The 23,392-nt window shown below is 69.9% G+C and carries 20 protein-coding genes and 1 pseudogene; 8 read left to right on the forward strand and 13 right to left on the reverse strand.

Annotated features, from left to right (window positions below):
• Nucleotides 1-24 precede the first annotated feature (24 nt).
• On the forward strand, nt 25-2,166 hold the full coding sequence (locus K9D12_RS00245; RefSeq protein ID WP_223059181.1) for an AAA family ATPase: 2,142 nt from the start codon (nt 25-27) through the stop codon (nt 2,164-2,166).
• Nucleotides 2,167-2,310: 144 nt separating this feature from the next.
• Here K9D12_RS00245 and K9D12_RS15160 read toward each other — a convergent pair.
• From K9D12_RS15160 to K9D12_RS00260, 3 genes and pseudogenes are all read right to left on the reverse strand, one after another.
• Nucleotides 2,311-2,598: pseudogene (locus K9D12_RS15160) on the reverse strand (cupin domain-containing protein); the annotation flags it as partial.
• Complete coding sequence (locus K9D12_RS00255) at nt 2,525-5,065, reverse strand: FtsX-like permease family protein (RefSeq protein WP_223059182.1); 2,541 nt, start codon at nt 5,063-5,065, stop codon at nt 2,525-2,527. The pseudogene K9D12_RS15160 and the gene K9D12_RS00255, both read right to left, overlap by 74 nt.
• A gap of 2 nt (nt 5,066-5,067) precedes the next feature.
• The gene (locus K9D12_RS00260; protein WP_223059183.1) at nt 5,068-5,817 is read right to left on the reverse strand and encodes an ABC transporter ATP-binding protein; all 750 of its coding nucleotides are present in this window, start codon (nt 5,815-5,817) and stop codon (nt 5,068-5,070) included.
• Between the two features lie 281 nt (nt 5,818-6,098).
• Here K9D12_RS00260 and K9D12_RS00265 point away from each other — a divergent pair, with 281 nt between their 5' ends.
• The gene (locus tag K9D12_RS00265; RefSeq protein WP_047312300.1) at nt 6,099-6,395 is read left to right on the forward strand and encodes a WXG100 family type VII secretion target; all 297 of its coding nucleotides are present in this window, start codon (nt 6,099-6,101) and stop codon (nt 6,393-6,395) included.
• Nucleotides 6,396-6,481: 86 nt separating this feature from the next.
• On the opposite strand, the gene K9D12_RS00270 is transcribed toward K9D12_RS00265, so the two are convergent.
• The 8 genes from K9D12_RS00270 to K9D12_RS00305 form a co-directional block, all read right to left on the reverse strand.
• A complete protein-coding gene (locus tag K9D12_RS00270) occupies nt 6,482-8,632 on the reverse strand; it encodes an NADPH-dependent 2,4-dienoyl-CoA reductase (protein ID WP_223059184.1) in 2,151 nt (716 codons plus the stop codon).
• Nucleotides 8,629-9,255: a PadR family transcriptional regulator gene (locus K9D12_RS00275; RefSeq protein WP_223059185.1), complete on the reverse strand. Its 627-nt coding sequence runs from the start codon at nt 9,253-9,255 to the stop codon at nt 8,629-8,631. Before K9D12_RS00275 ends, K9D12_RS00270 begins: the two co-directional genes overlap by 4 nt.
• 83 nt (nt 9,256-9,338) lie before the next feature.
• Nucleotides 9,339-9,983: an ATP-binding cassette domain-containing protein gene (locus K9D12_RS00280; RefSeq protein ID WP_223059186.1), complete on the reverse strand. Its 645-nt coding sequence runs from the start codon at nt 9,981-9,983 to the stop codon at nt 9,339-9,341.
• A complete protein-coding gene (locus K9D12_RS00285) occupies nt 9,980-11,641 on the reverse strand; it encodes an ATP-binding cassette domain-containing protein (protein ID WP_223059187.1) in 1,662 nt (553 codons plus the stop codon). Before K9D12_RS00285 ends, K9D12_RS00280 begins: the two co-directional genes overlap by 4 nt.
• Nucleotides 11,638-12,642 carry an ABC transporter permease gene (locus tag K9D12_RS00290; RefSeq protein ID WP_223059188.1) on the reverse strand — a complete coding sequence of 335 codons (1,005 nt, stop codon included), beginning with the start codon at nt 12,640-12,642 and terminating at the stop codon, nt 11,638-11,640. The genes K9D12_RS00285 and K9D12_RS00290 overlap by 4 nt, the downstream gene beginning before the upstream one ends.
• Before the next feature lie 4 nt (nt 12,643-12,646).
• Nucleotides 12,647-14,275: an ABC transporter substrate-binding protein gene (locus K9D12_RS00295; RefSeq protein ID WP_223059189.1), complete on the reverse strand. Its 1,629-nt coding sequence runs from the start codon at nt 14,273-14,275 to the stop codon at nt 12,647-12,649.
• 384 nt (nt 14,276-14,659) lie between these two features.
• Nucleotides 14,660-16,297, reverse strand: a complete 1,638-nt coding sequence (groL, locus tag K9D12_RS00300; RefSeq protein ID WP_047312306.1) for a chaperonin GroEL — start codon at nt 16,295-16,297, stop codon at nt 14,660-14,662.
• A 244-nt stretch (nt 16,298-16,541) separates the two neighbouring features.
• Nucleotides 16,542-16,820 carry a DUF3263 domain-containing protein gene (locus tag K9D12_RS00305; protein ID WP_047312307.1) on the reverse strand — a complete coding sequence of 93 codons (279 nt, stop codon included), beginning with the start codon at nt 16,818-16,820 and terminating at the stop codon, nt 16,542-16,544.
• 202 nt (nt 16,821-17,022) lie between these two features.
• On the opposite strand from K9D12_RS00305, the gene K9D12_RS00310 reads away from it, so the two are divergent.
• From K9D12_RS00310 to K9D12_RS00335, 6 genes are read left to right on the forward strand one after another with little or no spacing between them, the layout of a single operon-like run.
• A complete protein-coding gene (locus K9D12_RS00310) occupies nt 17,023-17,697 on the forward strand; it encodes a uracil-DNA glycosylase (RefSeq protein WP_223059190.1) in 675 nt (224 codons plus the stop codon).
• Complete coding sequence (locus K9D12_RS00315; RefSeq protein ID WP_047312309.1) at nt 17,694-18,566, forward strand: SGNH/GDSL hydrolase family protein; 873 nt, start codon at nt 17,694-17,696, stop codon at nt 18,564-18,566. Before K9D12_RS00310 ends, K9D12_RS00315 begins: the two co-directional genes overlap by 4 nt.
• On the forward strand, nt 18,563-19,315 hold the full coding sequence (modA, locus tag K9D12_RS00320; protein WP_223059191.1) for a molybdate ABC transporter substrate-binding protein: 753 nt from the start codon (nt 18,563-18,565) through the stop codon (nt 19,313-19,315). The genes K9D12_RS00315 and modA overlap by 4 nt, the downstream gene beginning before the upstream one ends.
• Before the next feature lie 5 nt (nt 19,316-19,320).
• Nucleotides 19,321-20,166, forward strand: coding sequence for a molybdate ABC transporter permease subunit (gene modB / locus K9D12_RS00325; protein ID WP_223059192.1), 846 nt, complete (start codon nt 19,321-19,323; stop codon nt 20,164-20,166).
• A complete protein-coding gene (locus tag K9D12_RS00330) occupies nt 20,163-21,233 on the forward strand; it encodes an ABC transporter ATP-binding protein (RefSeq protein ID WP_223059193.1) in 1,071 nt (356 codons plus the stop codon). The genes modB and K9D12_RS00330 overlap by 4 nt, the downstream gene beginning before the upstream one ends.
• A gap of 60 nt (nt 21,234-21,293) precedes the next feature.
• On the forward strand, nt 21,294-22,058 hold the full coding sequence (locus K9D12_RS00335; RefSeq protein ID WP_223059194.1) for an SDR family NAD(P)-dependent oxidoreductase: 765 nt from the start codon (nt 21,294-21,296) through the stop codon (nt 22,056-22,058).
• Here the strand turns inward: K9D12_RS00335 and K9D12_RS00340 are convergent.
• Together K9D12_RS00340 and K9D12_RS00345 are read right to left on the reverse strand one after the other, a co-directional pair.
• On the reverse strand, nt 22,018-22,956 hold the full coding sequence (locus K9D12_RS00340) for a phosphatase PAP2 family protein (protein ID WP_223059195.1): 939 nt from the start codon (nt 22,954-22,956) through the stop codon (nt 22,018-22,020). The genes K9D12_RS00335 and K9D12_RS00340 overlap by 41 nt on opposite strands.
• Before the next feature lie 112 nt (nt 22,957-23,068).
• On the reverse strand, nt 23,069-23,383 hold the full coding sequence (locus K9D12_RS00345; protein ID WP_047312313.1) for a hypothetical protein: 315 nt from the start codon (nt 23,381-23,383) through the stop codon (nt 23,069-23,071).
• Between the last annotated feature and the right edge of the window lie 9 nt (nt 23,384-23,392).

Raw genomic sequence — 23,392 nt, forward strand, 5'->3', positions numbered from 1 at the left:
CTCGCGACCCGAGGTGAGTCACCCATGCCCGCACCCACGTCGGACGCCGTCCTCACCCACGAACGCGAACACCTCGCCCGGGCGCGCGCCAACCTCGCCCGGATGCGGGAGGCGACACTGGCCCTGGATGCGTCGAAGGCGAGCGACGCCGTCAGCGGTGAGGCCCTCGGAGCGACGCTTGCCCGGCGCGTGGCGGCCCTGACCGACGACCCGTCGACAACCCTCTTCTTCGGTCGCATCGACTACACCGACCCGACGCAGGCCACGGCCCACGAGGAACAGCTCTACGTCGGGCGCCGACACGTCTCCGACGAGGACGGCGACCCGCTCGTCATCGACTGGCGCGCACCGGTTTCGACGGCGTTCTACCGGGCCTCGCCCGCCGAGCCCATGGGCGTCAGCCTGCGGCGACGATTCGGCGTCGAGCGCGGCGAACTGACCGCCTACGAGGACGAGCACCTCAGCCGCCCCAACGAAGGCGACGGCGTCGACGGCGACCTGCGCAGCGCGATCCTCGCCGAAGAGATCGAGCGACCGCGCTCCGGCCCGATGCGCGACATCGTCTCGACCATCCAGCCCGAGCAGGACGCTCTCGTGCGCGCGGACGTGACGACCACCGTCTGCATCCAGGGAGCGCCCGGCACCGGTAAGACCGCCGTCGGTCTGCACCGCGCCGCGTGGTTGCTCTACACCTTCCGGGCACGGCTCGATCGCGCCGGCGTCCTCGTCGTCGGCCCGAACGCGGCGTTCCTCGACCACATCTCCGCCGTGCTCCCGTCGCTCGGCGAGGCGCGGGTACGCCACGCGACGATCGCGACCCTCCTCTCGGGCGACGCCGACCCCGAAACCCCGAAGGAACGCCGCTGGGTCGTGCGTGACACCGATGACGTGGCTGTCGCCGTGCTCAAGGGGGACGCGCGCTGGGCGCCCGTGATCCACCGTGCCGTCTGGGCACACGTCGGCGAACCGACCGAAGCGCTCGTCGTGCCGCGCGGCTCCCGTCGGTGGCGCGTGGCCGCCTACGAAGTGGCGGAGATCGTCGACGAACTGCGCACGCGGGGTGTGCGTTACGAAGCGGCCCGCGCGATGTTGGCGCAGCGGCTGGCGCACGCCGTCATGGTGAAGCTCGAAGCGTCGGGCGACTCGCCGGACGACCGGGTGCAGGACGCCATCGCGCGCAGCGCCCCGGTGAAGGCGTACGTCAAGGCGCTGTGGCCCAAGATCGACGCGGCCGGCGTCGTCCATCGGCTCCTGTCCGACGCCGACTTCCTCAGCGAGTGCGCGCGCGAGGACCTCGACGCCGACGAGCAGGCTCTCGCCCCGTGGGCGAAGCCGCCGCGGGCCAAGGGCTCGGCGCGGTGGAGCGTCGCGGACCTCGGGCTGCTCGACGAAGCCGCGGACGCGATCGAGCGCACGACGAGCCTCGGGCACGTCATCGTCGACGAGGCCCAGGACCTCTCGGCCATGCAGTTGCGCGCCGTCGGCCGTCGCTGTTCGACGGGCTCGGCCACCGTGCTCGGCGACATCGCGCAGGCGACGACGCCGTGGGCGCCCGGCTCGTGGGACGCCTCGATGGGTCACCTCGGCAAGCCCGAGTTCCACCTCGAGGAACTGCGTCAGGGATTCCGTGTGCCGGCGGCCGTCATCGAGTTCGCAGCGCTCCTCCTGCCGACGATCGCGACGGGGCTCGCAGCGCCGGAGTCGGTGCGTTCCAACCGTGGACGCCTCGAGCACCTCAAGGTCGACGGCGCGCAGGCCCTCCCCGCAGGAACGCTGGACGCGATCCGCAGCGCGGCCAATGAGCCGGGATCGGTTGGCGTCATCGCCGTCGGATCGACGCTCGACGCACTCGAATCAGCGCTGCGTGAGGCAGGGCTGGCCTACGGACGACTGGGCAGCGATCACGGCGATGCTGAGGATCACCAGATCGAACTCGTGCCCTCCGACGTGGCGAAGGGCCTCGAGTTCGACCGCGTTGTCGTGGTGGAGCCGGCCGACATCGTGGCTGCCGAAGCCGACGAGCTGACGGGGCTACGGCGCCTCTACGTCGTCCTGACGCGTGCCGTCAGCGCCCTGACGATCGTGCACGCCCAAGGGCTGCCGCCGCAGCTCAGTTCGAGCGCGGCGCCCGCAGGTGAGCCCGCTCGGCCAGTTCTTCGTCGCTGACGGGAACGAGCAGGTCGGCGCCCGGCGGCAGCACTGCCGTGACGGTGAAGACGGTCTCGGCGTCGTCGAGGTTGTCGCGTCCTGGTAGTGGATGAGGTCGCCGCCCGGCTCCCAGAACGCCTCCCCCGCGCGGATGATGCGCTCGGGTTCACCCTCGACCTCGAAGCGCATCTCACCGGAGATGAGGTAGCCGAAGACGGGGTCGGGGTGGCGGTGCGGCGGGCTGCCCGCGCTGCCGGGCGGGAGCGTGACGAGCACCGTCGTCACGTCTGCGGGGCCGGGCACGTGTTCGACGTTCGCCTGGGACAGAACATCGATCCTGGGGTCGGTGTCGCTCACGGCCTTCTCCTTCGATTGATCACTCTGTGGCGATGGCGGACAGGATGTTGAGCTTCGACGCGCGTCGGGCCGGCCACCACGCGGCGAGCACACCCACGAGGGCCGCGAGCACGAGGAAGAGCGCGAGGCGCCCGTACGGAATGACGAGGACGTCAACACCCGAATCGGCCTGCGTGCGCTGGAACAGCACCCCGAAGATCGTGCCGAGGACAACGCCGATGAGAGCACCGATGAGCGAGATCGTCACGGCCTCGAGGCGCACCATCGAGCGCAGCTGACGGCGGCTCAGACCGACCGCCCGTAGCAGCCCGATCTCGCGGGTGCGCTCGATGACGGACAGCGCGAGCGTGTTGATGATGCCGAGCACGGCGATGACGATGGCGAGACCGAGCAGGCCGTAGATGAGGGTGAGCATCGAGTCGATCGGCGCGCGCTGCTCGGCCGCGTAGCCCTCCTGGTCCTTCACCGTGATCGTCGGGATGTCCTTGACGACACCTTCGAGCCCGGCCTGCACCTTCTTCCGGTCGGCGCTGTCGGCTGCGAGGACGTGGAGCATGTTGTCCTTCTTCGCGCCGCCGATTGCTTCGAACGTCGGGATGGTGACGACGTAGTCGTCCTGACGGTCGTTGTCCTCCTTGTCGAAGACACCCGCGACGTTGACCGTGCGGGTGCGCGAGCCGTCGACCGTGATGCGCACCTGAGTGCCCGGCTTCCAGCTGAAGGCCTTCGCGACGTCCGTCGAGACGAGGAGCTTCGAGTCGTCGAGCGCATGCGAACCCTGCGTCACCGTGATCGGCGCAACGTCGTCGAGCGATGCCGCGTCGACGGCCAGGAAGGTGGCAGGAGCGTCGTTGGCCGTGCCGTCGCCGTAGCGCTGGCGTGAGACCTCACGGACGCCGTCGACCTTCTTCATCGACGGCGCGATGCTCTGCGACATCGGCTCCGAGCGCTGGCCGCTCACGACGAAGTCGCCGCGGAAACTCTTGGCGATGAGGGCATCGATGCTGCCCGAGGCCGAGGCGCCGAACACCGTCATCATCGACACGAGCGCGAGCCCGATCATGAGCGCCGATGTCGTGGCCGCGGTGCGGCGCGGGTTACGCAGCGAGTTCTCCTCGGCGAGGCGTGCCACGACGCCCTGACGCCGGGCGAGGGCACCGATGCCGCGTACCACCGGGCGCGCCAGCACGGGTGTGGCCGCGATGGTGCCGAAGAGCATGAGCACCATGCCGGTGACGAACACCCAAATGCTCGAGTCGGTGATGAGCTGCGCGACGACGAGCGCGACGCCGATGACGAACAGGAGCGCACCGAACCACGCGCGACGGGAGACCGTCTGCTCGGGCTCGACCTGGTCGTCGCGCATGGCAGCGATCGGTGAGATGAGGGAGGCACGGCGGGCCGGAAGCCAGGCCGCGAGCGTCGTGACGCCGAGGCCGATGACGAGCGACACGATAATGGTGCGGGGCTCGAGTGTGAGGCCACCGGTGTCGATCTCGGCGCCGAGACGAGCGAGCAGGGCCGAGATGCCCTTGGCGAGCAGGACGCCGACGCCGATGCCGAGCACCGAACCGATGAAACCGACGACGAGCGCTTCGATGACGACGCCGCCGAAGACCTGACGCCGCGACGCGCCGAGCGCGCGCATGAGCGCCAATTCCTTGCTGCGCTGCGCGACGAGGATGCCGAACGTGTTAACGATGAGGAACGAGCCGACGAGCAGCGCGACGCCCGCGAAGACGAGGAGGAAGGTCGTGATGAACGACAGCGCGTCCTGGATTCCGGAGGCCGCCTCGTCTGAGGCCTGCTTGCCGGTGACGACCTCGAAGCCCTCCGGAACGGTGGGTTTGAGGGCCTTGACGACGTCGTCCTGGGACGTGCCGGGCTCGGCCTCGACCCACAGCGAGGTGTAGCCGTCGCGCCCGTCGAGGAAGAGCTTCTGGGAGGTCTTCGTGTCGACGACGGCGAGCGTCGTGCCGACCATCGAGCCGTTGGCGTAGGAGGCGAAGCCGACGAGTTTGCCGGAGTAGCGCGGCGTCTCACCGGTGGTGAGGATGCTCACGGTGTCGCCGATTCGGTAGCCGCCGCGCTCTGCCGTTTTCGGATCGAGCGCGATCTCACCGTTCTTCGCCGGTGCCCGGCCCCCGGTGATGTGGAGGCCCTCGGCGCCCTCGGCGGCCTTGGCTGTGTGGAAGTTGACGCCGAACGCAGGCGCCCCCTGCCCGCCGATGACCTTGCCGTCCTGGGCCAGGACGGTGGCCGAAATGGAGGTGACGACTCCGTCGACCTGCTTGACGCCGTCGGCGGCTCGGGCCTTCTCGAGCGCGCTCGGCGGGATGATGCGAGCGCCGAGGCGCGAGCCGTGGCCGCCGTTCTCCTGGGCGAGGCGGACGTTGGCGTCACCGACGGTGCCGTTCATGATGCCGGTGAAGGCCTTGCCGAGGGAGTCGGTGAACATGAGCGAGCCGGCGACGAAGGCGACGCCGAGCACGATGGCGAACGTGCTCAACAGCAGGCGCAGTTTGCGCGCCCACACCGTCTTGAGCGAGGTGGCGAGCACCCTTATCGCCGCCCGGCGCGGGACTCGAATTGCTTCATGCGGTCGAGCACGCGCTCCGACGTGGGGTCGCGCATCTCGTCGACGACGCGGCCGTCGGCGAGAAAGACGACTCGGTCGGTGAAGCCGGCGGCGAACGCGTCGTGGGTGACCATGACGATGGTCTGCCCGAGCCGGTCGACGCTGCGACGAAGGAAGCTCAGGACCTCCTCGCCGGAGCGGGAGTCGAGGTTGCCGGTGGGTTCGTCGGCGAAGATGATGTCGGGTTGCGTGACGAGGGCGCGCGCACACGCGACGCGTTGCTGCTGGCCGCCGGAGAGCTGGCTGGGGCGATGCCCGAGTCGCGATTCGAGCCCGACGGCGTGAATGACGTCGTCGAACAGTTCCTGGTCGACTTTGCGCCCGGCGATCGAGGCGGGCAGCAGGATGTTCTCGCGGGCCGTGAGCGTCGGCACGAGGTTGAACGACTGGAAGATGAAGCCGATGCGGTCGCGGCGCAGCGCGGTGAGGCGCTTGTCGTCGAGGCCGCTGACCTCGGCGTCACCGATGTAGACCTTGCCGTCGGTGGGCGTCTCGAGCGCAGCGAGGCAGTGCATGAGGGTGGATTTGCCCGATCCGCTCGGGCCCATGACGGCGGTGAACTCGCCCTCGTAAAGATCGAGGCTCACCCCGTCGAGCGCGAGGACACGCGCGTCGCCCTCGCCGTACGCCATCGTCAGGCCGTCGGCCTCGGCCGCGATCGTGCGTTCGCTCATGCCGCCAACCTAGCGCGCCGCACTGACAAGGGGTGGAAACGGCCGCGCCGTCGAGACCACGAGCCGGCGGTGGTCACAGACAAGGCAATGGGCTACGGCATCAACGGGATACCCGGGGCAAGGGAAGGTAGGGGCAGTCACGTGTCGGGGGTGCGCACCGTCCACAGGTGTGACGGCTGGGCGCGCCTGTGGATGACCGAACGCACCGCTTGAAGCGTCCTGTCTACCGTCGAACTCGAGGAGACGAACCCCCTCGCCTCCCCCGTTCGAAAGGCAGCACCATGGCATCGCAGTACACCGTCGATTCCGACGCGATCTCCACCCACGGCACCGACACGGCTACCCTCGTCACCGAGCTCGAGACGTCCCTGACGAACCTCAACACGAAGCTGACGACCCTGCAGACGCAGTGGAAGGGCTCGGCGTCGACCAACTTCTCGTCCCTCATGACGACGTGGCACACCGACATGACGAAGCTCAAGGGCACCCTCAGCTCGATCAGCTCGACGCTTCACCTCACGAGCAACGAGTACTCGACGGCCGAGGACACCAACATGCGTCGCTGGATCAGCGCCTGACAGCCCACTCACGCACGAAGCGCGCCCGCGCGAACCTCCACGACCTAGCGTGGAAGAACGTGCGGGCGCGCTTCGGACCTGCAGGCTCACAAGGCGGCGGCAACCTCCGTCGCCTGCTTGATGGCACGCTTCGCGTCGAGCTCGGCGGCCACATCGGCGCCGCCGATGACGGTCACCTTGCTCTCGTCGAGGCCTGGGATGAGGTCGCGCACCGACTCCTGGCCGGCGCAGATGACGACGGTGTCGACGTCGAGCACCCGCGTGACCGGCTCGGCGGCGTCGAACTTCTCCTGCGCCTCGCTCGACACCTTGCCCAGACGCTTGTCGAGCGCCTTGAGCTGCGGCACCATGCCGAGCGGCAGGCCGGTTTTCTTCGACAGCTTCGTCACCGGGCCCACGGGGCGCGGCGGCGCGGCGGTGAGCGTCAGGTGGAGGCCGTCATCGTCGATGCGGTCGTACGTGGCGCCGCCGATGAACTCGACCTTCGAGTCCTTGAGCGTCTGCCGGTGCACCCAACCGGTCGTCTTGCCGAGGCCCTTGCCCAGCGCCGTGTGCTTGCGCTGCACGAGGTAGACCTGGCGGCGCGGATCCTCCATCACCTTCTCGGTGATGTTGCCCGGCACCGTTTCGGAGTCGGTGACGCCCCAGCGCTCCATCCAGTGCTTGAGCGTCTCGTGCGGCTCGTGCAGGAGGAACTCGCTCACGTCGAAACCGATGCCTCCGGCGCCGACCACGGCGACGCTCGCGCCGGCCGCCTTCTCGCCGCGCAACAGTTCGTCGTACATGATGACCTTCGGGTGGTCGAGGCCCTCGATCTGCGGGCGACGCGGCACGACGCCCGTGGCGAGCACGACGTGGTCGAACTCGGCCAGCACGTCGGCGTCGGCCTTCGTGCCGAGGCGCACCTCGACCTTGAGCTCCTCGAGGCGACGCGTGAAGTAGCGCAGGGTCTCGGCGAACTCCTCCTTGCCGGGGATGTTCATCGCGAGACGGAACTGGCCACCGAGGTGATCGCGCGTCTCGAACAGCGTGACGGCATGGCCGCGCTCGGCGAGGTTCGTCGCGGCGGCGAGACCGGCGGGGCCGGCGCCGACGACGGCAACGCTCTTGGTGCGCTGCTTCGGCACCGGCAGGAGCACGAGCTCACCCTCGCGCCCGGCCTGCGGGTTGACGAGGCAGCTCACCTTCTTGCCGCCGAAGGTGTGGTCGAGGCAGGCCTGGTTGCAAGCGATGCAGGTGTTGATGAGGTCGGTACGCCCGGCCTCGGTCTTCTTGACGAAGTCCGGGTCGGCGAGCAGCGGGCGCGCCATCGAGACCATGTCGGCCAGGCCGTCGGCGAGCAGCTGCTCGGCCACCTCGGGCGTGTTGATGCGGTTGCTCGCGATGACGGGGATGTCGACCTCGGCGCGCAGCTTGCCGGTGGCCCACGCGAACGCGGCGCGCGGCACCGACGTCACGATCGTCGGGATGCGAGCCTCGTGCCAGCCGATGCCCGAGTTGAACATCGACGCGCCGTCGGCCTGCAGGTGCTGCGCGAGCGTCGCGATCTCCTCGAACGTCTGCGAGTTGCCCACGAGGTCCGCCACCGAGATGCGGTACAGCACGATGAAGTCCTCACCCGCGGCGTCACGCACGGCACGGACGATCTCGCGCGGCAGGGTCATACGCGCCTCGGCGCTGCCACCGAAGCGGTCCGTGCGGTCGTTCGTGCGCGCGGCGAGGAACTGGTTGATGAGGTAGCCCTCGGAACCCATGATCTCGACGCCGTCGTAGCCGGCTTCCTTCGCCAGGCGCGCCGACGTCGCGTAGTCGCGGATCGTGCGCTCGACGTCCTTGGTCGTCATCGCCTTGGGGCGGAACGGCGTGATCGGCGACTTCTTGTTCGACGCGCTCTTGCTCCAGGGCGTGTAGCCGTAACGACCCGCGTGGAGGATCTGCATGAGGATGCGGCTGTCGTGCTCGTGCACCGCGTCGGTGACTATCTTGTGGCGATCGACCTGACGCTTTCCGGTGAGCATCGACCCGAACGGGCTGAGCTGACCGGTCGTGTTCGGCGCGAACCCACCCGTCACCATGAGCGCGGTGCCGCCCTCGGCGCGGGCGGCGAAGTAGCGTGCCAGCTGCGGGAAGTCACGCTTCTTGTCCTCGAAGCCGGTGTGCATCGAGCCCATCATGACGCGGTTCTTCAGCGTCACGCCGCTCACCTCGAGCGGGCTGAGCAGGTGCTCGTAACTCATGCGGTTCTCCTCGATGTACGTGACGCCTCGGGCGCCTCGGTGGTCTCGTGTCGGATGGCAGTCGGTGGGGTGTCGGCAGCGGGTGCGGCGGAGGCTCCGAACAGATCGAGCATCTCGTCGCACCAGGCGAGCAGGGACTGCTCGGTGAGGATGCCGCCGCGCAGCACCGCGTACAGCGGACGCTCCTCGTCGGTGAGCGCTTCGACGTCCGGGTAGTGCTTGGCACGGTTCGCCTCGAAGTAGGCGAGCTGTTCGGCGTGCTCGGCGCGCCGGCGTCGAATGTCGGCGACGACGGCGTCCTCGTCACCGAAGCCCATGCCGCGGATCTTGACGGCGAACTCCGAGCGCAGCTGTTCGCTCGGAGTGGGCTCCCGAGTCCAGCGCAGCAACTCTTCGCGACCGAGATCGGTGACGGCGTAAACCCGTCGATCCGGGCGCCCCTCCCCCGGTTCGATGCGGACGGCGAGCAGGCCGTCCTCGGCCATGCGCCCGAGCACGCGGTAGATCTGTTGGTGCGTGGCTCGCCAGAAGAAGCCGAGCGAGCGGTCGAAGCGACGCGTCAGGTCGTACCCTGTGGCCTCCTGCTCCGCGAGGGAGACGAGGAGCGCGTGCTGCAACGACATGCACTTAGTTTCATATGCGCACAGGTGCATGTCAACGCGGGCAGCGTGAAGCCACCCAGGGCTGGGTTGAAGGGTTCAGCGACTCACGCCGAGAGCGTGCGGCCCCCTGCGTCGAGGGCGTAGCGGTACTCGGCGAGCGACGCGGCGAGGGCGTGATCGTGCGTGACGAGCAGGATGCCCAACCCGTCAGCCGCGCGGCGCCGGAGAGCGTCAGCGATGGCCGTCGACGTGATCGGGTCGAGGTGGGCCGTGGCCTCGTCGGCGAGGAGGTAGCGCGGCCCCTGAGCGAGGGCTCGGGCGAGAAGCAGCCGCTGGAGCTGCCCGCCGGAAACCTCACGCGGCAACCGGTCGAGCACCGAGCCGTCGAGGCCCACCTCCTCCGCGAGCGCCACGGCATCGACCTGCCGACCGCGCAGACGGGCCGCCAGCTGGATCGCGTCGCCAAGGCGCATGCGCGGATCGGCCGCCGCGAGCGGGTGTTGGGTGAGCAGAGCGGTGTGGCCACTCAACCGCCCCCCGGAACGCACGGGTTCGTCGTCGCAGCGCACCTCACCGGCGCTCGGGGCGAGGAGCCCGGCGAGCAGTCGCGTGAGTGTCGACTTACCGCTACCCGAGGGGCCCACGAGGGCCGTGACGGTGCCCGGGAGCACCTCGAGGTTGAGCGGACCGACCTGCGCGCCGTTCGCGCCCGGGTAGGTGTACGCCACCTGGCGTGCCACGAGACTCATCGCTCCCCCTGCCCGACGCGCGCCGCCGTCGCCGTGAGTGCCCGCAGGTAGTCGTCGGACGTCTCGGCGGCCAACGCTTCAGGCTCGGTGTGCGCCACGAGGACGCCGTCACGCAGCACCGCCACGCGGTCGACAAGGTCGCCGCTCAGCACGGCGTCGATCTCGTGCGTCACGACGAGGACGGCGACGCCGGCGTCGTCCGCAATGCCGCGCAGCACGGCGAGCAACTGCGAGGCGAGTTCGGGGTCGAGGCCGGCCGTCGGTTCGTCGGCCACGAGCACCCGCGGTTCGGAGGCGAGCGCTGCGACGAGCGCCGCGCGGGCCAGCTGACCGCCGGAGAGCTGGTGCGGAAAGCGTTCGAGCAGGTTCTCGTCGAGGTGCGCGAGCTCGCAGAGCTCGGCCAGGGCGCGTGCACCGTCATGACGGCGGTGCACCTCCTCGATCTGCCCGCGAAGGCGCCGGGTCGGGGTGAACGCGTCCGAGACGTCCTGCGGAACGTGGCCCACCTGCGCGGAGGCCGAACCCGGACGGTGCGGGTCGACGACGATGTCGCCCGCGACGATGCGCCCCTCGACGCGCGCGTCACGCGGCACCAAACCGCAGCAGGCCGCCACGAGCGTCGACTTGCCAGCACCGGACTCACCGACGAGGGCCGTCACCTCCCCCGCCGCGATCGCGAAGCTGATGTCGTCGCACGCGAGCGTCGTCTGCTCGCCGCGGCTACGGCGCACGCTGACGTGCTCGAGGCGCAGCGCAGCGCGGTGGCCTGAATCGCGAGCGCCGGACGCCTCGTCAGAAGGCTCTTCCGACCCGGCCTGCTCGGCCTCGACCAGAGCGGGCGGCGCAGAAGCCCGACGTGTGCGCTTCGCGTACAACGACGACAGCGCCAACGTCAGCACGACGAGGAAGATCGACGGGAAGACGAGCGGCCACCACTGCCCGGTGAGCAGCCCCGCGCGCGAGGTCGCGATGAGCGTGCCGAGGCTGGCCTGTTCGGGGCGCAGACCGATGCCGAGGAACGACAGGGTCGACTCGTGCCAGATCGCGTGCGGCACGAGCATCGTCACGGCGAGCGCCGTCTGCGGGGCCACCGCGGAGAGCACGTGGTGGCGCACGATCTGCGTCGACGATGCTCCGGCGACGCGGGAGCACGCGACGTAGTCGGACGCGAGCACGGCCTGGGTCTCGGCCCGCACCACGCGGGCGACGGTGGGCCAGTGCGTCAGCGCGAGCGCGATGAGGATGGCCGTGACGGAGCCACGGAACATGGCGACGACGACGATCGCCGCAAGAAGGTGCGGCACGGAGGCCACGGCGTCGGTGACGCGCATGAGCAGACGATCCGCCCGCCCGCCGAGGCTGGCCGCCGCCGTCCCGACGGCAAGACCGAGCACTGTCGCGACGAGCGCCGCACCCAGCGCGACGACGAGCGAGACCCGCAGCGCCTCGGCCACCTGGACCGACACGTCGAAACCGAGCGTGTCGGTGCCCATGACGTGCGGCCAGCCGGGGGCCGTGCGGGCGGTGTCGTAGTTCGACTCGCGCATCCCCGACGACGCGAGCAGCGGCCACAGCACGGCGTAGGCCGCGATGAGGGCGAGAACGATCGCCGGGCCGCGCCGTGGCCGCAAACCAGCAGAGACGCTTCGGGGGCTCATCGCTCCACCTGCGCTCGCGGGTCGACGACGAGCAGGGCACAGTCCGAGAGCCACGAGCCGAGCATCATGACGAGCGTCGTGGCAGCGGTGACCGCGGCGAGCAACGCGAAGTCGGCCGTCAGGGCCGCCTCCACGGTGGCGTCGGCGAGGCCGGGCCAGCTGAAGACCTCCTCGACGACGAGGGCGCCGACGACGAGCTCGGGCAGCCGCGCCCCCATGAGGGCGATGAGAGCGGCCGCAGAGACCGGGGCGATGTGGCCGCGCAGCACCTCACCGCGCGAGAGGCCGCGCACCTGGGCCTCACGTACGGCGCCGCTCCCGAGCGCCTCACGCACGGACTCGCGCAGGGCCAGGGCGAACCAGGGCACCTGGCTCAGGGCGAGCACGACCGCGGGCATGACGATGTGGTGCACCACGCCGCCGAACGTCACCGGCTGCCCGGGCTCGGTGAGCCCGCCGACCGGGAACCAGCGCAGGGTCACCGCGAACAGCGCGACGGCGAGCAGACCGATGACGAACGGGGGCATTCCGGTGAGGGCGAGCGTCACCCGTCCGAGCGCGCGATCGAGCAGACCGTCGGGGCGCAACGCGGCGACAGCGGCGACGCCGAACGCGACGAGCAGCGCGATGACGAGCGCGACGACCGACAGGCCCAGCGTCCACGGCAAGCGCTCGGCGAACACCGTCGTCACGGGCTGTTTGAGGCTGTGGCTCGCACCGAAGTCGCCGGTGAAGGCGTTCGCCATCCAGTTCCACCACGTCTGCCAGAACGGCACGTCAAGCCCGAGCGAGTCGCTGATCGCGTCGCGCTCGGCGCGACCCGTGTGCTCAAAGCCGTCCCCGAGGTAGGTGACGAGCGGGTCGAGCGGCGAGAGCGCCGCGAGCGCGAAAGTTGCCAGCGTCACCGCGGGCACGACGAACAGCGTCGCGAGGGCACGGCGTGCCGTGAGCACGCCGATCTCGTGACGCCGTTCCCCGAACCGACGACGAAGTTCCTTCACGCGATCAGTTCTTCTTCCACGCGCCCAGCGACCACCACGGGCCCCACGTCGTGCCGTGAGAGTGCGGCTCGACGATCGGCGCCGGGCCGGAGAAACCCTTGTCGCGCGAGGCGTACGTGTGGTGCAGCGTGGCGAGCACGACGTACGCCGGGTCCTTGACGTACTCGTCCTGCGCGGCGCGGTACTGCTTCGTCGCTTCGGTCTCGTCGGAGGTCGACTGTGCCGCCTCCAGAGCTGCGTCGACCTTCGCGTTCTTGTAGTTGCCGGGGTTGTCGAACGGCCCGGACGCGGAACCGCGCGAGTGCAGCGCGCGGTGGGCCTGGGTGTCGACGGTGTACGGGTTGTCGCCACCACCGAGCATGACGGCCGTCGTGCGCATCTTGGGTTCGATGTCGTCCCAGCTGCCGCCCCACAGCTTCACGTTGACGCCGAGGCCGCGCAACTGGTCGGCGAAGGCGGAGGCCAGTTCGCGGCGCAGGGTGTCGGACGCGGGGTAGGCGAGCGTCAGCTCGGCGCGCTTGCCGTCCTTCGTGCGGACACCGTCGGCGCCCTTCTTCCACCCCGCCTCGTCGAGGAGTTTCTCGGCCTCGGCCTTGCGGGCTGCACCCTTGGCCTTCGTGAAGTCGACGTCGGCGTGCTGGGGGAAGACCTTCGTGATGGGGCTGACCTCCGGGGTGCCGCGCCCGGCGAGCACCTTCTCGACGAGCGCCTCGCGGTCCACCCCGATGTTGAGCGCACGGCGCGTCTCGGGCTGGGAGGTGATCGGCACGGACACCGGCAGCGAAACCCCACGCCAGTCGGCGGAGCGCACACCGGTGACCTTGAGGCCGTCACGCCCCTCGACGCTCTTGGCCAGGCGCGGCGGCAGCGCGGAGCCGTCGACCTGCCCGGAGACGACCTGCTGCATGCGGGCGTTGTCGTCCTCGACGTGACGGATGACGACCTTGTCCACCTCGGGCTTGCCGCTGCGGTACTTGTCGTTGGCCACGAACGTGGCCTCGTTCGGCGCGAGCTTCTGGAGCTTGAACGGGCCCGTGCCGACGGGCTTGGTGTTGAGCTCGGAGTTCGCCGCGTCACCCGAGGTGACCTTCTCGCTCGGCGCGATGCCGAGGAGCAGGCGCGAGGCGAAGCCGCCGTTCGGCGCCTTGAGGCGGAAGACGACCGTGGAGGCGTCCGGCGTCTCCACCTTGTCGATGAGGCGGTAGTCGTCGGCGATCGGCGACGCGGACTTCGGGTCGAGCACCGCGCGGTAGGTGGCCGCAACGTCCTTGGAGTCGAAGGCGCTGCCGTCGTGGAACGTCACGCCCTTCTTGAGGCGCACCGTCCACGTCTTGCCGCCGTCGCTCACCTTCGGCTTCGACTCGGCCAGCGCGGGCGCGAGGTCGGGAAGTTCCTTGTCGTTCGGCGCCGACGGACGCAGGAGACCCTCGAACACAGGTGAAACGCCCGTCGCGCCGTAACCGGCTACCGGGTAGTACTGACCGACCGGCTCGGCATCTGCCAGCGTGATCTGGTTCGTCGACGACGACGCCTTGTCACCGTCGGAGCCCCCGGGCGCCGAGCACCCCGCCAGAGCCACTCCGAGCGCGGCCGCAGCCGCAGCGATGGTCGTCCTGTTCGCCGTGCGAACCATGTGCGTACTCCTTGTGATCCAGAATCCCCAGCGCCGAGGCGCAGGCCTACCCTAACGCCCTGGTGCGACGACGTCGCACATAGGCTGTGAGGCACGCGTCACTGTGCCGCCACCACGCCGGTCGACGCGCACAGCGAAGCGGGCGACCACCCGAAGGTGATCGCCCGCTTCGTCAGAGATGAGCCCGGCAGGTGTCAGAAGCCATTCCTTCTCGGGCTTCTGACACCTGCCGGGGCTGAGCTCGCTTCGCTCGCCGAGCCCCAAGCTTCGCCTCCCAGGGTCAGAAGCCCATGTCTATCTGGGCTTCTTCCTCGCACTCCGCTACGGCCGAGGGCCGCCCTCGCATTCGCTCGGACGACCCTCAACCTACGCATGCGCGCTTCGTCAGAAGCCCATGCCACCCATGCCGTCCATACCCGCACCCGCAGCGTCGCCGCCGGCGTTCTTCTCGGGCTTGTCGGCGATGACGGCCTCGGTCGTGAGGAACAGCGCCGCGATGGACGCAGCGTTCTCCAGAGCCGAACGCGTCACCTTGGCGGGGTCGATGATGCCCGAGGAGATCATGTCGACGTACTCGCCCGTGGCGGCGTTGAGACCGTGGCCCGGCGTCAGACCGCGCACCTTCTCGACGATGACGCCCGGCTCGAGACCCGCGTTGAGCGAGATCTGCTTGAGCGGAGCCTCAGCGGCGACGCGCACGATGTTCGCACCCGTGGCCTCGTCACCCTCGAGACCGGCGAAGGCCGACTCGGCGTCCTTCGTGGCCTGGATGAGCGCGACGCCACCACCGGCGACGATGCCCTCCTCGACGGCGGCCTTCGCGTTGCGAACGGCGTCCTCGATGCGGTGCTTACGCTCCTTGAGCTCAACCTCCGTCGCGGCACCGGCCTTGATGACGGCGACGCCACCGGCCAGCTTCGCGAGGCGCTCCTGGAGCTTCTCGCGGTCGTAGTCGGAGTCGGAGTTCTCGATCTCGGCGCGGATCTGAGCAACACGGCCCTTGATCTGCTCGTCGTCGCCGGCGCCCTCGACGATCGTCGTCTCGTCCTTCGTGACGACGACCTTGCGGGCGCGGCCGAGCATGTCGAGCTCGGTGGTCTCGAGCTTGAGGCCGACCTCCTCGGAGATGACCTGGCCGCCCGTGAGGATGGCGATGTCGCCGAGCATGGCCTTGCGGCGGTCACCGAAGCCCGGAGCCTTGACGGCAACGGCCTTGAACGTGCCGCGGATCTTGTTGACCACGAGCGTCGACAGGGCCTCGCCCTCGACGTCCTCGGCGATGATCATGAGGGGCTTGCCCGACTGCATGACCTTCTCGAGAACCGGCAGCAGGTCCTTGATGTTCGAGATCTTCGAGTTGACGACGAGGATGTACGGGTCGTCGAGGACGGCCTCCATACGCTCGGTGTCGGTGACGAAGTAACCCGAGATGTAGCCCTTGTCGAAGCGCATACCCTCGGTGAGCTCGAGGTCGAGGCCGAACGTGTTCGACTCCTCGACGGTGATGACGCCTTCCTTGCCGACCTTGTCCATGGCCTCGGCGATGAGCTCACCGATCTGCGGGTCAGCGGCGGAGATGGACGCGGTAGCAGCGATCTGCTCCTTCGTCTCGATCTCCTTGGCGTGGTCGAGCAGCTGCTTGCTCACGGCGTCGACGGCCTGCTGGATGCCGCGCTTGAGCGCCATCGGGTTGGCGCCGGCCGCAACGTTGCGCAGGCCCTCCTTCACCATGGCCTGCGCGAGGACGGTGGCCGTCGTCGTGCCGTCACCGGCGACGTCGTCGGTCTTCTTGGCGACCTCCTTGACGAGCTCCGCGCCGATCTTCTCGTACGGGTCGTCGAGCTCGATCTCCTTGGCGATGGAGACACCGTCGTTGGTGATCGTGGGTGCGCCCCACTTCTTCTCGAGGACGACGTTGCGGCCCTTGGGGCCGAGCGTCACCTTCACCGCGTCGGCAAGGGTGTTCATGCCGCGCTCGAGGCCGCGACGGGCCTCCTCGTCGAAAGCAATGGTCTTGGCCATGTGCGTGGCTCCTCCACGTGACGTACGTAGTGACCGCACCAGCGCCCGCGACGGACGAGCCCGATCGTTCGCGCGGTCATGTCGCGCGAGCCCCGAACCCTCACTCATGCAGTCAGGTCTTTGTCACTCTCATGTTCAGAGTGCTAAGGCCATGATTAGCACTCGCCCCCTGCGAGTGCAAACGGCGACGGGGCTGCGACCGCCGTGTTCGCTCACAGCGGCAGACGCACGTCGGGGTGGGCGCTCAGCTCGTGCGACGGCGTGAGGCGCGACGGCGCTGGATGCGCTTGACGAGCAGAGGGTCGGCCGCGAGCGCCTCGGCCGTGTCGGCGAGGGCGTTGAGTTGCTGGTAGTACTGCGTCGCGCTCATGCCGAAGCGCTCCTTGATGGCGGCTTCCTTGGCGCCGGGCAGCTTCCACCACTCGCGCTCGAAGGCGAGCATGGCGCGGTCTCGTTCACTCAGCCCGGGCGCCTCGTCGTCACCGGGGACGCGGGCACCTGCAGGGGTCTCGATGACGGGCATGCGACCAGGGTAGATCGTCGCCTCCTGCCCGCCCGAACACGAGGGCCAGGACAAAGGCGCGTGGATGGCGGGTTTGGCTGAAGATGACGCCGACGTCGCGCGCATCTTCACCCAAACCGACCATCCACGTGCAAGACGCTCGAGCCTCCGGCCCGTTCGGAGCACGCCGCGCGGTGAATCGACTCGCGATAGATTTGGCGGCATGCCGCAGCCGTATGACGAACTCGTACATCCCAGCTGGGTGGAACCCCTCGCGCCGGTCGCCGACCACATCGCCACTGCCGGGCAGTTCCTGCGCGACGAAGTGGCCGCCGGGCGCGGGTACCTGCCGGCGGGCGAGAACGTCCTGCGAGCGTTCACCCAGCCGTTCGAGGACGTGCGCGTCCTCATCGTCGGCCAGGACCCGTACCCGACGCCGGGGCACCCGATCGGGCTCAGCTTCGCCGTCGATGCGCACGTCCGCCCGATCCCGCGCAGCCTGCAGAACATCTACGCGGAACTCAAGGACGACCTCGGCATCGAGCCGCCGGAACACGGTGACCTGAGCGCGTGGACCGACCAGGGCGTGCTCCTGCTCAACCGCTGCCTCACCGTTCAGCCCGGCAAGCCCGCAAGCCACCGCGGTCACGGCTGGGAGAACGTCACGGCGCAGGCCATCACGGCGCTCGTCGAGCGCAAGCAGCCCCTCGTCGCCATTCTCTGGGGTCGCGACGCCCGCTCACTCGCCCCGCACCTCGGCGACACCCCGACCGTCGAATCCGCGCATCCCTCACCGCTTTCCGCGCGCAGCGGCTTCTTCGGCAGCAAGCCCTTCAGCCGCACGAACGAGCTGTTGGAGCAGCTCGGAACCCACACGATCGATTGGCGTATTGCATGACGAACGACCTCCCCGCGCCCGGGGCTCAGGCATCCGAACAGACGCACCACGGTCTGCTCTGGCACCGGTACGTCGCCATCGGTGACTCCTTCACCGAGGGCATGAGCGACCACGACCCCCGCGAGGACGACGCCTACCTCGGGTGGGCTGATCGCCTCGCCGTCGACATCGCGATGCAGCAGGAGGAGCGGGGCGCGAAGCTCGAGTACGCCAATCTCGCGGTGCGCGGCAGACTACTCGCGGACGTCATCGGCCCCCAGCTCGACGCGGCCCTCGCGATGAAGCCCGACCTCGTGAGCATGGTGGGTGGCGGCAACGACATCATGCGCCCGTCGGTCAACCTCGACGATCTCGCGGCCGGCATCGAGGACGCCGTCGTCCGCCTCAAGGAGGCCGGCTCCGACGTCCTGCTGGCGACGCTCGTCAACCCCGCCGCGTCGAAGATCATGACGCGCCTGCGCCCGCGCATCACGTGGCACCTTGCGAACCTGTGGGGTATCGCGCAGCGGCACGACTGCTACGTGCTCGATCTGTGGTCGATGACCCCCCTGCGCGATCCGCGCATGTGGTCCGTCGACCGTCTGCACCTTTCCGCCGAAGGCCACAAGCGCGTCGCGCAGCAGGCGGCATGGACGCTCGGGCTTCCGACGACCGGCGAGTGGCTCGCCCACCTGCCGGCGCAGGCTCCGAAGCCGGTGCGCCAGCGCGTCGCCGAGGACGCCGAGTGGGCGCGTCAGTACCTCGCGCCGTGGGTGGAACGTCGTATCAAGGGCACGAGTTCCGGTGACGGTCGCCTCCCGAAGCGTCCCGAACTCACGCCCGTGGATCTTCTGACGGCCCGCTCGTTGATGGTCGACGACGAGGCGTGACGGCACGGGCATGGCGCCTCATGAGTGTGCCGGTTGCAGCAGCGCTCGCCATGGGTGCCGGCGGCTGCCGTGCGTCGGAGGGCGACGACAAGACCGTCACGGTGCTTGCCGCCGCGTCGCTCACGGAGTCGTTCACGACGTTGGCGCGCGCCTACGAGAAGGCCCACCCCGGCACCCACGTCGAGGTGAGCTTCGCGGCCAGTTCGACGATCGTCACCCAGCTCTCCCACGACGCCCCGGCCGACGTGGTGGCTCTCGCCGACACCGAGGCACCGAAGAAGCTGCCGAAGGATCTGGCCGAGGGCAAGGCGTGGACGCCGTTCGCCACGAACCGCCTCGAGATCGTCACGCCCCGCGGGAACCCAGCGCACGTCACGGGTCTCGCCGACCTCGCGAAGGTCGACACCGTTCTGTGCGCCAAGGAGGTGCCGTGCGGGCGCGCTGCCCACAAGGCCCTCACCAAGGCGAAGGTCGCGCCACACATCGTCAGCTACGAGAAGGACGTCAAGGCAACGCTCGCCAAGGTCGTCGCCGGTGACGCAGAGGCGGCGCTCGTGTACGCCACCGACGCCTCGAGCGCACGCTCGAAGGTGAGCGGCGTCGAGGTACCGACGGCCTCGAACGTCACGACGACACTGCCGATCACGGCGTGGAGCGACACTGCCGACGCGAAGGGTTTCGCGCAGTTCGTGCGCAGCGACGAAGGTCGACGAGTCCTGCAGGGCAACGGCTTCGGCCTGCCCGGCTGACGACGATGAGCGACGAGACGGCAAGCGCTCCCCCGCCTGCACGCAGGAGCGCAGGCACGGGTGACCGCGGCGGGATCGTGCTCGTGACACTCGCCGTCGTCGCTCTGCTCTTCATCGTCCTCCCCCTCGTCGCGCTGCTCACGCAGGTGCGCTGGGGCAGCCTCCTCGACGACCTCACGACTGCCGGTGCCCGCGAGGCTTTGTGGCTTTCGCTACGCACCACCGTGACGTCGGCGCTGCTCGCTGCCTTCTTCGGCACTCCGCTCGCCTGGTGGCTCTCCCGCCTGCGTGGCCGCGCCGCCGCCTGGACGCGGGCCGTCGTCACCGTGCCCCTCGTGTTGCCGCCGGTCGTCGCGGGCGTTGCCTTGCTCGATGCGTGGGGGCGCTCGGGGCTGCTCGGGCGCGCCGTGACGGCTGTGACGGGCGAGCCGGTGCCCTATTCGTGGGTCCGCGTCGTCATGGCGGAAACGTTCGTCGCGATGCCGTTCTTCGTCCTCGCCGCCGAGGGCGCGTTCCGCGGCCTCGACGCGCGCTGGAGCCGCACCGCCGAAGTGCTCGGCGCCTCCCGCTGGTTCACGCTGCGCCACGTCCTCGTGCCGATGACGCTGCCCGGCCTCCTCGCCGGACTGACGCTCGCGTGGGCGCGCGCGTTCGGCGAGTTCGGGGCCACGATCACGTTTGCGGGCAGTTACCCCGGGCGCACTCAGACGGGGCCGCTCGCCGTCTACCAAGCCCTCGACATCAGCCAGGACGCCGCGACGGCGCTCGCGGCGCTCATGCTCGCCCTCTGCGTTGTCCTGCTCGCCCTGCTGCGGGGTCACTGGGTGGGCGCGGGAGGTGAGCGCCGATGACCGGCCTCTCGCTTGCCGGCACCACCCGTCGCGGCAACTTCGTCCTCCACGCTGCGCTCGACGCCGCACCCGGTGAGGTCATCGGTGTTCTCGGGCCGAACGGCAGCGGCAAGACGACGCTGCTCGAGGTGCTCGCCGGACTCACGCCCCTCGCCGAGGGCGCCCTCCACGTCGGCGGCGAGCGTTGGGACGACGGCGCACGGCACCTTCCGCCACGCGCCCGCCGCGTCGGGATGATGACGGCTCGCGGTGACCTGTTCCCCCACCTCAGCGCCCTCGACAACGTCGCGTTCGGGCTGCGGGCCCGCTGGGCCTCGAAAGAGGCTGCGCGAGCGAGAGCGCGTGAAGAACTCAGCCGCGTCGGCCTTGCCGCTGACCTCGCCGGGCGACGTCCGGACGCACTCTCCTCCGGCCAAGCCCAGCGAGTCGCGCTCGCGCGTGCTCTGGCGCTCGACCCGAGCGTCCTCCTGCTCGACGAACCGCTGTCCGCCATCGACGCACGGGGCCGCGACGACCTACGGGCGCTCCTCGGCGAGCGCCTGCGCGACCAACAGGAAGTCGTGACCCTTCTCGTCACGCACGACGCCGTCGAAGCGCTCACCCTCGCCGATCGCCTCGTCTTCCTCGACGGCGGTCACCTCAGCGACGGCGGCACGCCGAGCGAGGTCGTGCGCCGTCCGCGCAGCCCGTTCGCTGCGCGCCTCGTGGGGCTCAACCTGTGGCGTGGGCGCGTCGTCGACGGCGCGGCGCTCGTCACCGCTGACGGTGCACGCATCACGGCCGCCGGGGGCGAGCACCCCCCGGCAGGCGATCTTGAGCACCTCGCCGCATTCGCACCGAGCTCCGTGTCTCTGTGGCCGAGCCGTCCCGAGGGTTCCCCGCGCAACACGTGGGCGGTGCGCGTCGCGCAGATCGAGCACACCGGCACCTCGGCGCGCGTGCACCTCACGGGGGACGCGGACCTCGTCGCGGACGTGACGCTCGACGCCGTCGCCGACCTCTCACTCGCACCCGGAGTACCCGTCCACGCCACGGTGAAGGCCACCGAGGTGACCCTCTACCACTGAGGTTCGGGCGGGCGTGACGCAGCCCACAAAGCCGCTTCGCCAGTCGATAGGGTTCGAGGCATGAACATCACGCAGAACACCGTCGCCCTCGTCACCGGTGGCGGCTCGGGCCTCGGGGAGGCCACCGCCCGCCGCCTGCACGACGCCGGAGCGGGCGTCGTCATCGTCGACCTGCCCTCGTCGAAGGGCGAAGCACTCGCCGCAGAGTTGGGCGAGCGCGTCCGCTTCGTCGCCACCGACGTGCGCGACGAGGCTCAGGTTCAGGCCGCCGTCACCGCCGCCACCGAGCTCGGTGAACTGCGCATCACCGTGGCCTGCGCCGGCGTGGCCACGCCGGGCCGCATCCTGGGCCGCAAGGGCGTGCACGCACTCGAGCAGTACAAGACGGTCATCGACATCAACCTCGTCGGCACGTTCAACGTGCTTCGCCTCTCCGCCGAGGCGATGGCGAAGAACGAGCCGGTCGACGGCGACCGCGGCGTCGTCGTCATGACGGCGAGCGCCGCCGCCTACGACGGCCAGATCGGCCAGGCGGCCTACGCCTCGAGCAAGGGCGGCGTCGTCGGCCTCACGCTGCCGGCCGCGCGCGACCTCGCCGGCCTCGGTGTGCGCGTCATGACGATCGCGCCCGGCACGATGGAGACGCCGATGCTCGCCGGGCTGCCGGAGGCCGCGCGCGAGGTGCTCGGTCAGGCCGTGCCGCACCCGTCGCGTCTGGGCCGCCCGGACGAGTACGCCTCGCTCGTGGCCCACATCGTCGATAACGGGCTGCTCAACGGCGAGGTCATCCGCCTCGACGGGGCTCTGCGGATGCCCCCGAAGTAGCGACGCCGGCGTCAGCTGTGACTGCTGGCGCAACGACACCAACCCGACTGTCGGCGTCGTCGCGCCAGATCCGCTCCTCGGCGCCCTTGACCACCCGGACGATGACGAGGGCGATGAGGAACAGCGCGACGCCGCCGACGATATCGAGCACGAAGTGGTTGCCCGTGGCCATGACGTTCCAGTAGGTCATGGCGGGGAACAGCCACGCGAGGCGCGCCCACGTCGGACGGGTGTGACGCCACGTCTCCCACAGCGCGTAGGCCACCCAGGTCGACCACGCGCAGTGCAGGCTGGGCATGGCCGCGTAGAGGTTGGCCGAGCGTGACGGGTCGCGCGCGAGCGCTCCCCCGAGGATGTTGTAGACGGCGTTGATGTCGACGACGCCGGGCACCGCGAAGCGCGGCGGCGCCATGGGCAGGAGCCAGAAGACGAGCAGGCTGGGCAGCGTCGTCGCGATGAGAAGTCTGCGCAGTCTTCGGAAGCCCTGGGGGTTGAACCACCAGACGAGCGCCAGGGTGATGGGCACGGTGGCGAGCACCATGCCGTAGTAGTAGCCCGCGGCGATGGCGAGCGGCGGCACGGCGGCGAGGCCGGCGTTGAGCCAGAGTTCGACGTCGATGTGGAGCGTCTTCTCCAGATCGAACAGTTCGTGCGCGTGGCGCACGGACTCGATCGGGCCTCCGCGGATGTGCTCCTGCGCGTAGCTGAAGTACTGGAAGAACATCCAGAAGATGAACAGCTCGAGCAGCAGCGCAGGACGCCCACCGACGGGCTTCGCGAGGTTGCGCACCCAGCGTGGCGGTGCGGCGGTGTCCTCGCCGAGCAGTTCGTCGTCCGAGGCCCCGATGCGCTCGCGGGGGGAGGCGGATGCCTCCGACGAGGGGCGCTCGGCACTCACGTGGGCACCTCCTCGTGCCGGAGAACGGATCGCCCGAGTCTATCGGGCAGGGTCACGACGAGCCGCCCGCATCGCGTCAACAGACGGTGCGGGCGGCGCGTGCGCACGGGTATCAGCTGCGGTCGACGAGGGCGTACGACGCAGCGGCGGAGGCCGCCGCAACACCGAGGACGGACGGCCAGGCGCCAACCTTCTTGGCGAGGGGGTGGGACGCACCGAAACCGCCGAGGTACACGGCGCCGAGGGCGGCGGCCTTGGCGGCACCGGCCTTGGCGACCCAGGTGCGTCCGGCGTAAGCACCGGCGAGGGCGAGGACCACGCCACCGAGCGGGCGGATCTGCGTCTCGCGGGCGGTGACGTAGCCCCCGAGGAGGCCGAGCGCTGCGAGGGGTGCGGTCTGGACGTCTGCTGCGGGCTTGAGGTTCATGACGACATC

Source organism: Dermacoccus sp. Tok2021 (genome assembly GCF_019895135.1).
Classification (GTDB): Bacteria; Actinomycetota; Actinomycetes; order Actinomycetales; family Dermatophilaceae; genus Dermacoccus; species Dermacoccus abyssi.

What these genes read in the sequence shown, in the direction of transcription:
- K9D12_RS00245 (WP_223059181.1), top strand. Translation starts at nt 25, where the DNA reads ATGCCCGCACCCACGTCGGACGCCGTCCTCACCCACGAACGCGAACAC.
- K9D12_RS00260 (WP_223059183.1), bottom strand. Translation starts at nt 5,817, where the DNA reads ATGAGCGAACGCACGATCGCGGCCGAGGCCGACGGCCTGACGATGGCG.
- K9D12_RS00265 (WP_047312300.1), top strand. Translation starts at nt 6,099, where the DNA reads ATGGCATCGCAGTACACCGTCGATTCCGACGCGATCTCCACCCACGGC.
- K9D12_RS00270 (WP_223059184.1), bottom strand. Translation starts at nt 8,632, where the DNA reads ATGAGTTACGAGCACCTGCTCAGCCCGCTCGAGGTGAGCGGCGTGACG.
- K9D12_RS00275 (WP_223059185.1), bottom strand. Translation starts at nt 9,255, where the DNA reads ATGTCGTTGCAGCACGCGCTCCTCGTCTCCCTCGCGGAGCAGGAGGCC.
- K9D12_RS00280 (WP_223059186.1), bottom strand. Translation starts at nt 9,983, where the DNA reads ATGAGTCTCGTGGCACGCCAGGTGGCGTACACCTACCCGGGCGCGAAC.
- K9D12_RS00285 (WP_223059187.1), bottom strand. Translation starts at nt 11,641, where the DNA reads ATGAGCCCCCGAAGCGTCTCTGCTGGTTTGCGGCCACGGCGCGGCCCG.
- K9D12_RS00295 (WP_223059189.1), bottom strand. Translation starts at nt 14,275, where the DNA reads ATGGTTCGCACGGCGAACAGGACGACCATCGCTGCGGCTGCGGCCGCG.
- groL (WP_047312306.1), bottom strand. Translation starts at nt 16,297, where the DNA reads ATGGCCAAGACCATTGCTTTCGACGAGGAGGCCCGTCGCGGCCTCGAG.
- K9D12_RS00305 (WP_047312307.1), bottom strand. Translation starts at nt 16,820, where the DNA reads ATGCCCGTCATCGAGACCCCTGCAGGTGCCCGCGTCCCCGGTGACGAC.
- K9D12_RS00310 (WP_223059190.1), top strand. Translation starts at nt 17,023, where the DNA reads ATGCCGCAGCCGTATGACGAACTCGTACATCCCAGCTGGGTGGAACCC.
- K9D12_RS00315 (WP_047312309.1), top strand. Translation starts at nt 17,694, where the DNA reads ATGACGAACGACCTCCCCGCGCCCGGGGCTCAGGCATCCGAACAGACG.
- modB (WP_223059192.1), top strand. Translation starts at nt 19,321, where the DNA reads ATGAGCGACGAGACGGCAAGCGCTCCCCCGCCTGCACGCAGGAGCGCA.
- K9D12_RS00330 (WP_223059193.1), top strand. Translation starts at nt 20,163, where the DNA reads ATGACCGGCCTCTCGCTTGCCGGCACCACCCGTCGCGGCAACTTCGTC.
- K9D12_RS00335 (WP_223059194.1), top strand. Translation starts at nt 21,294, where the DNA reads ATGAACATCACGCAGAACACCGTCGCCCTCGTCACCGGTGGCGGCTCG.
- K9D12_RS00345 (WP_047312313.1), bottom strand. Translation starts at nt 23,383, where the DNA reads ATGAACCTCAAGCCCGCAGCAGACGTCCAGACCGCACCCCTCGCAGCG.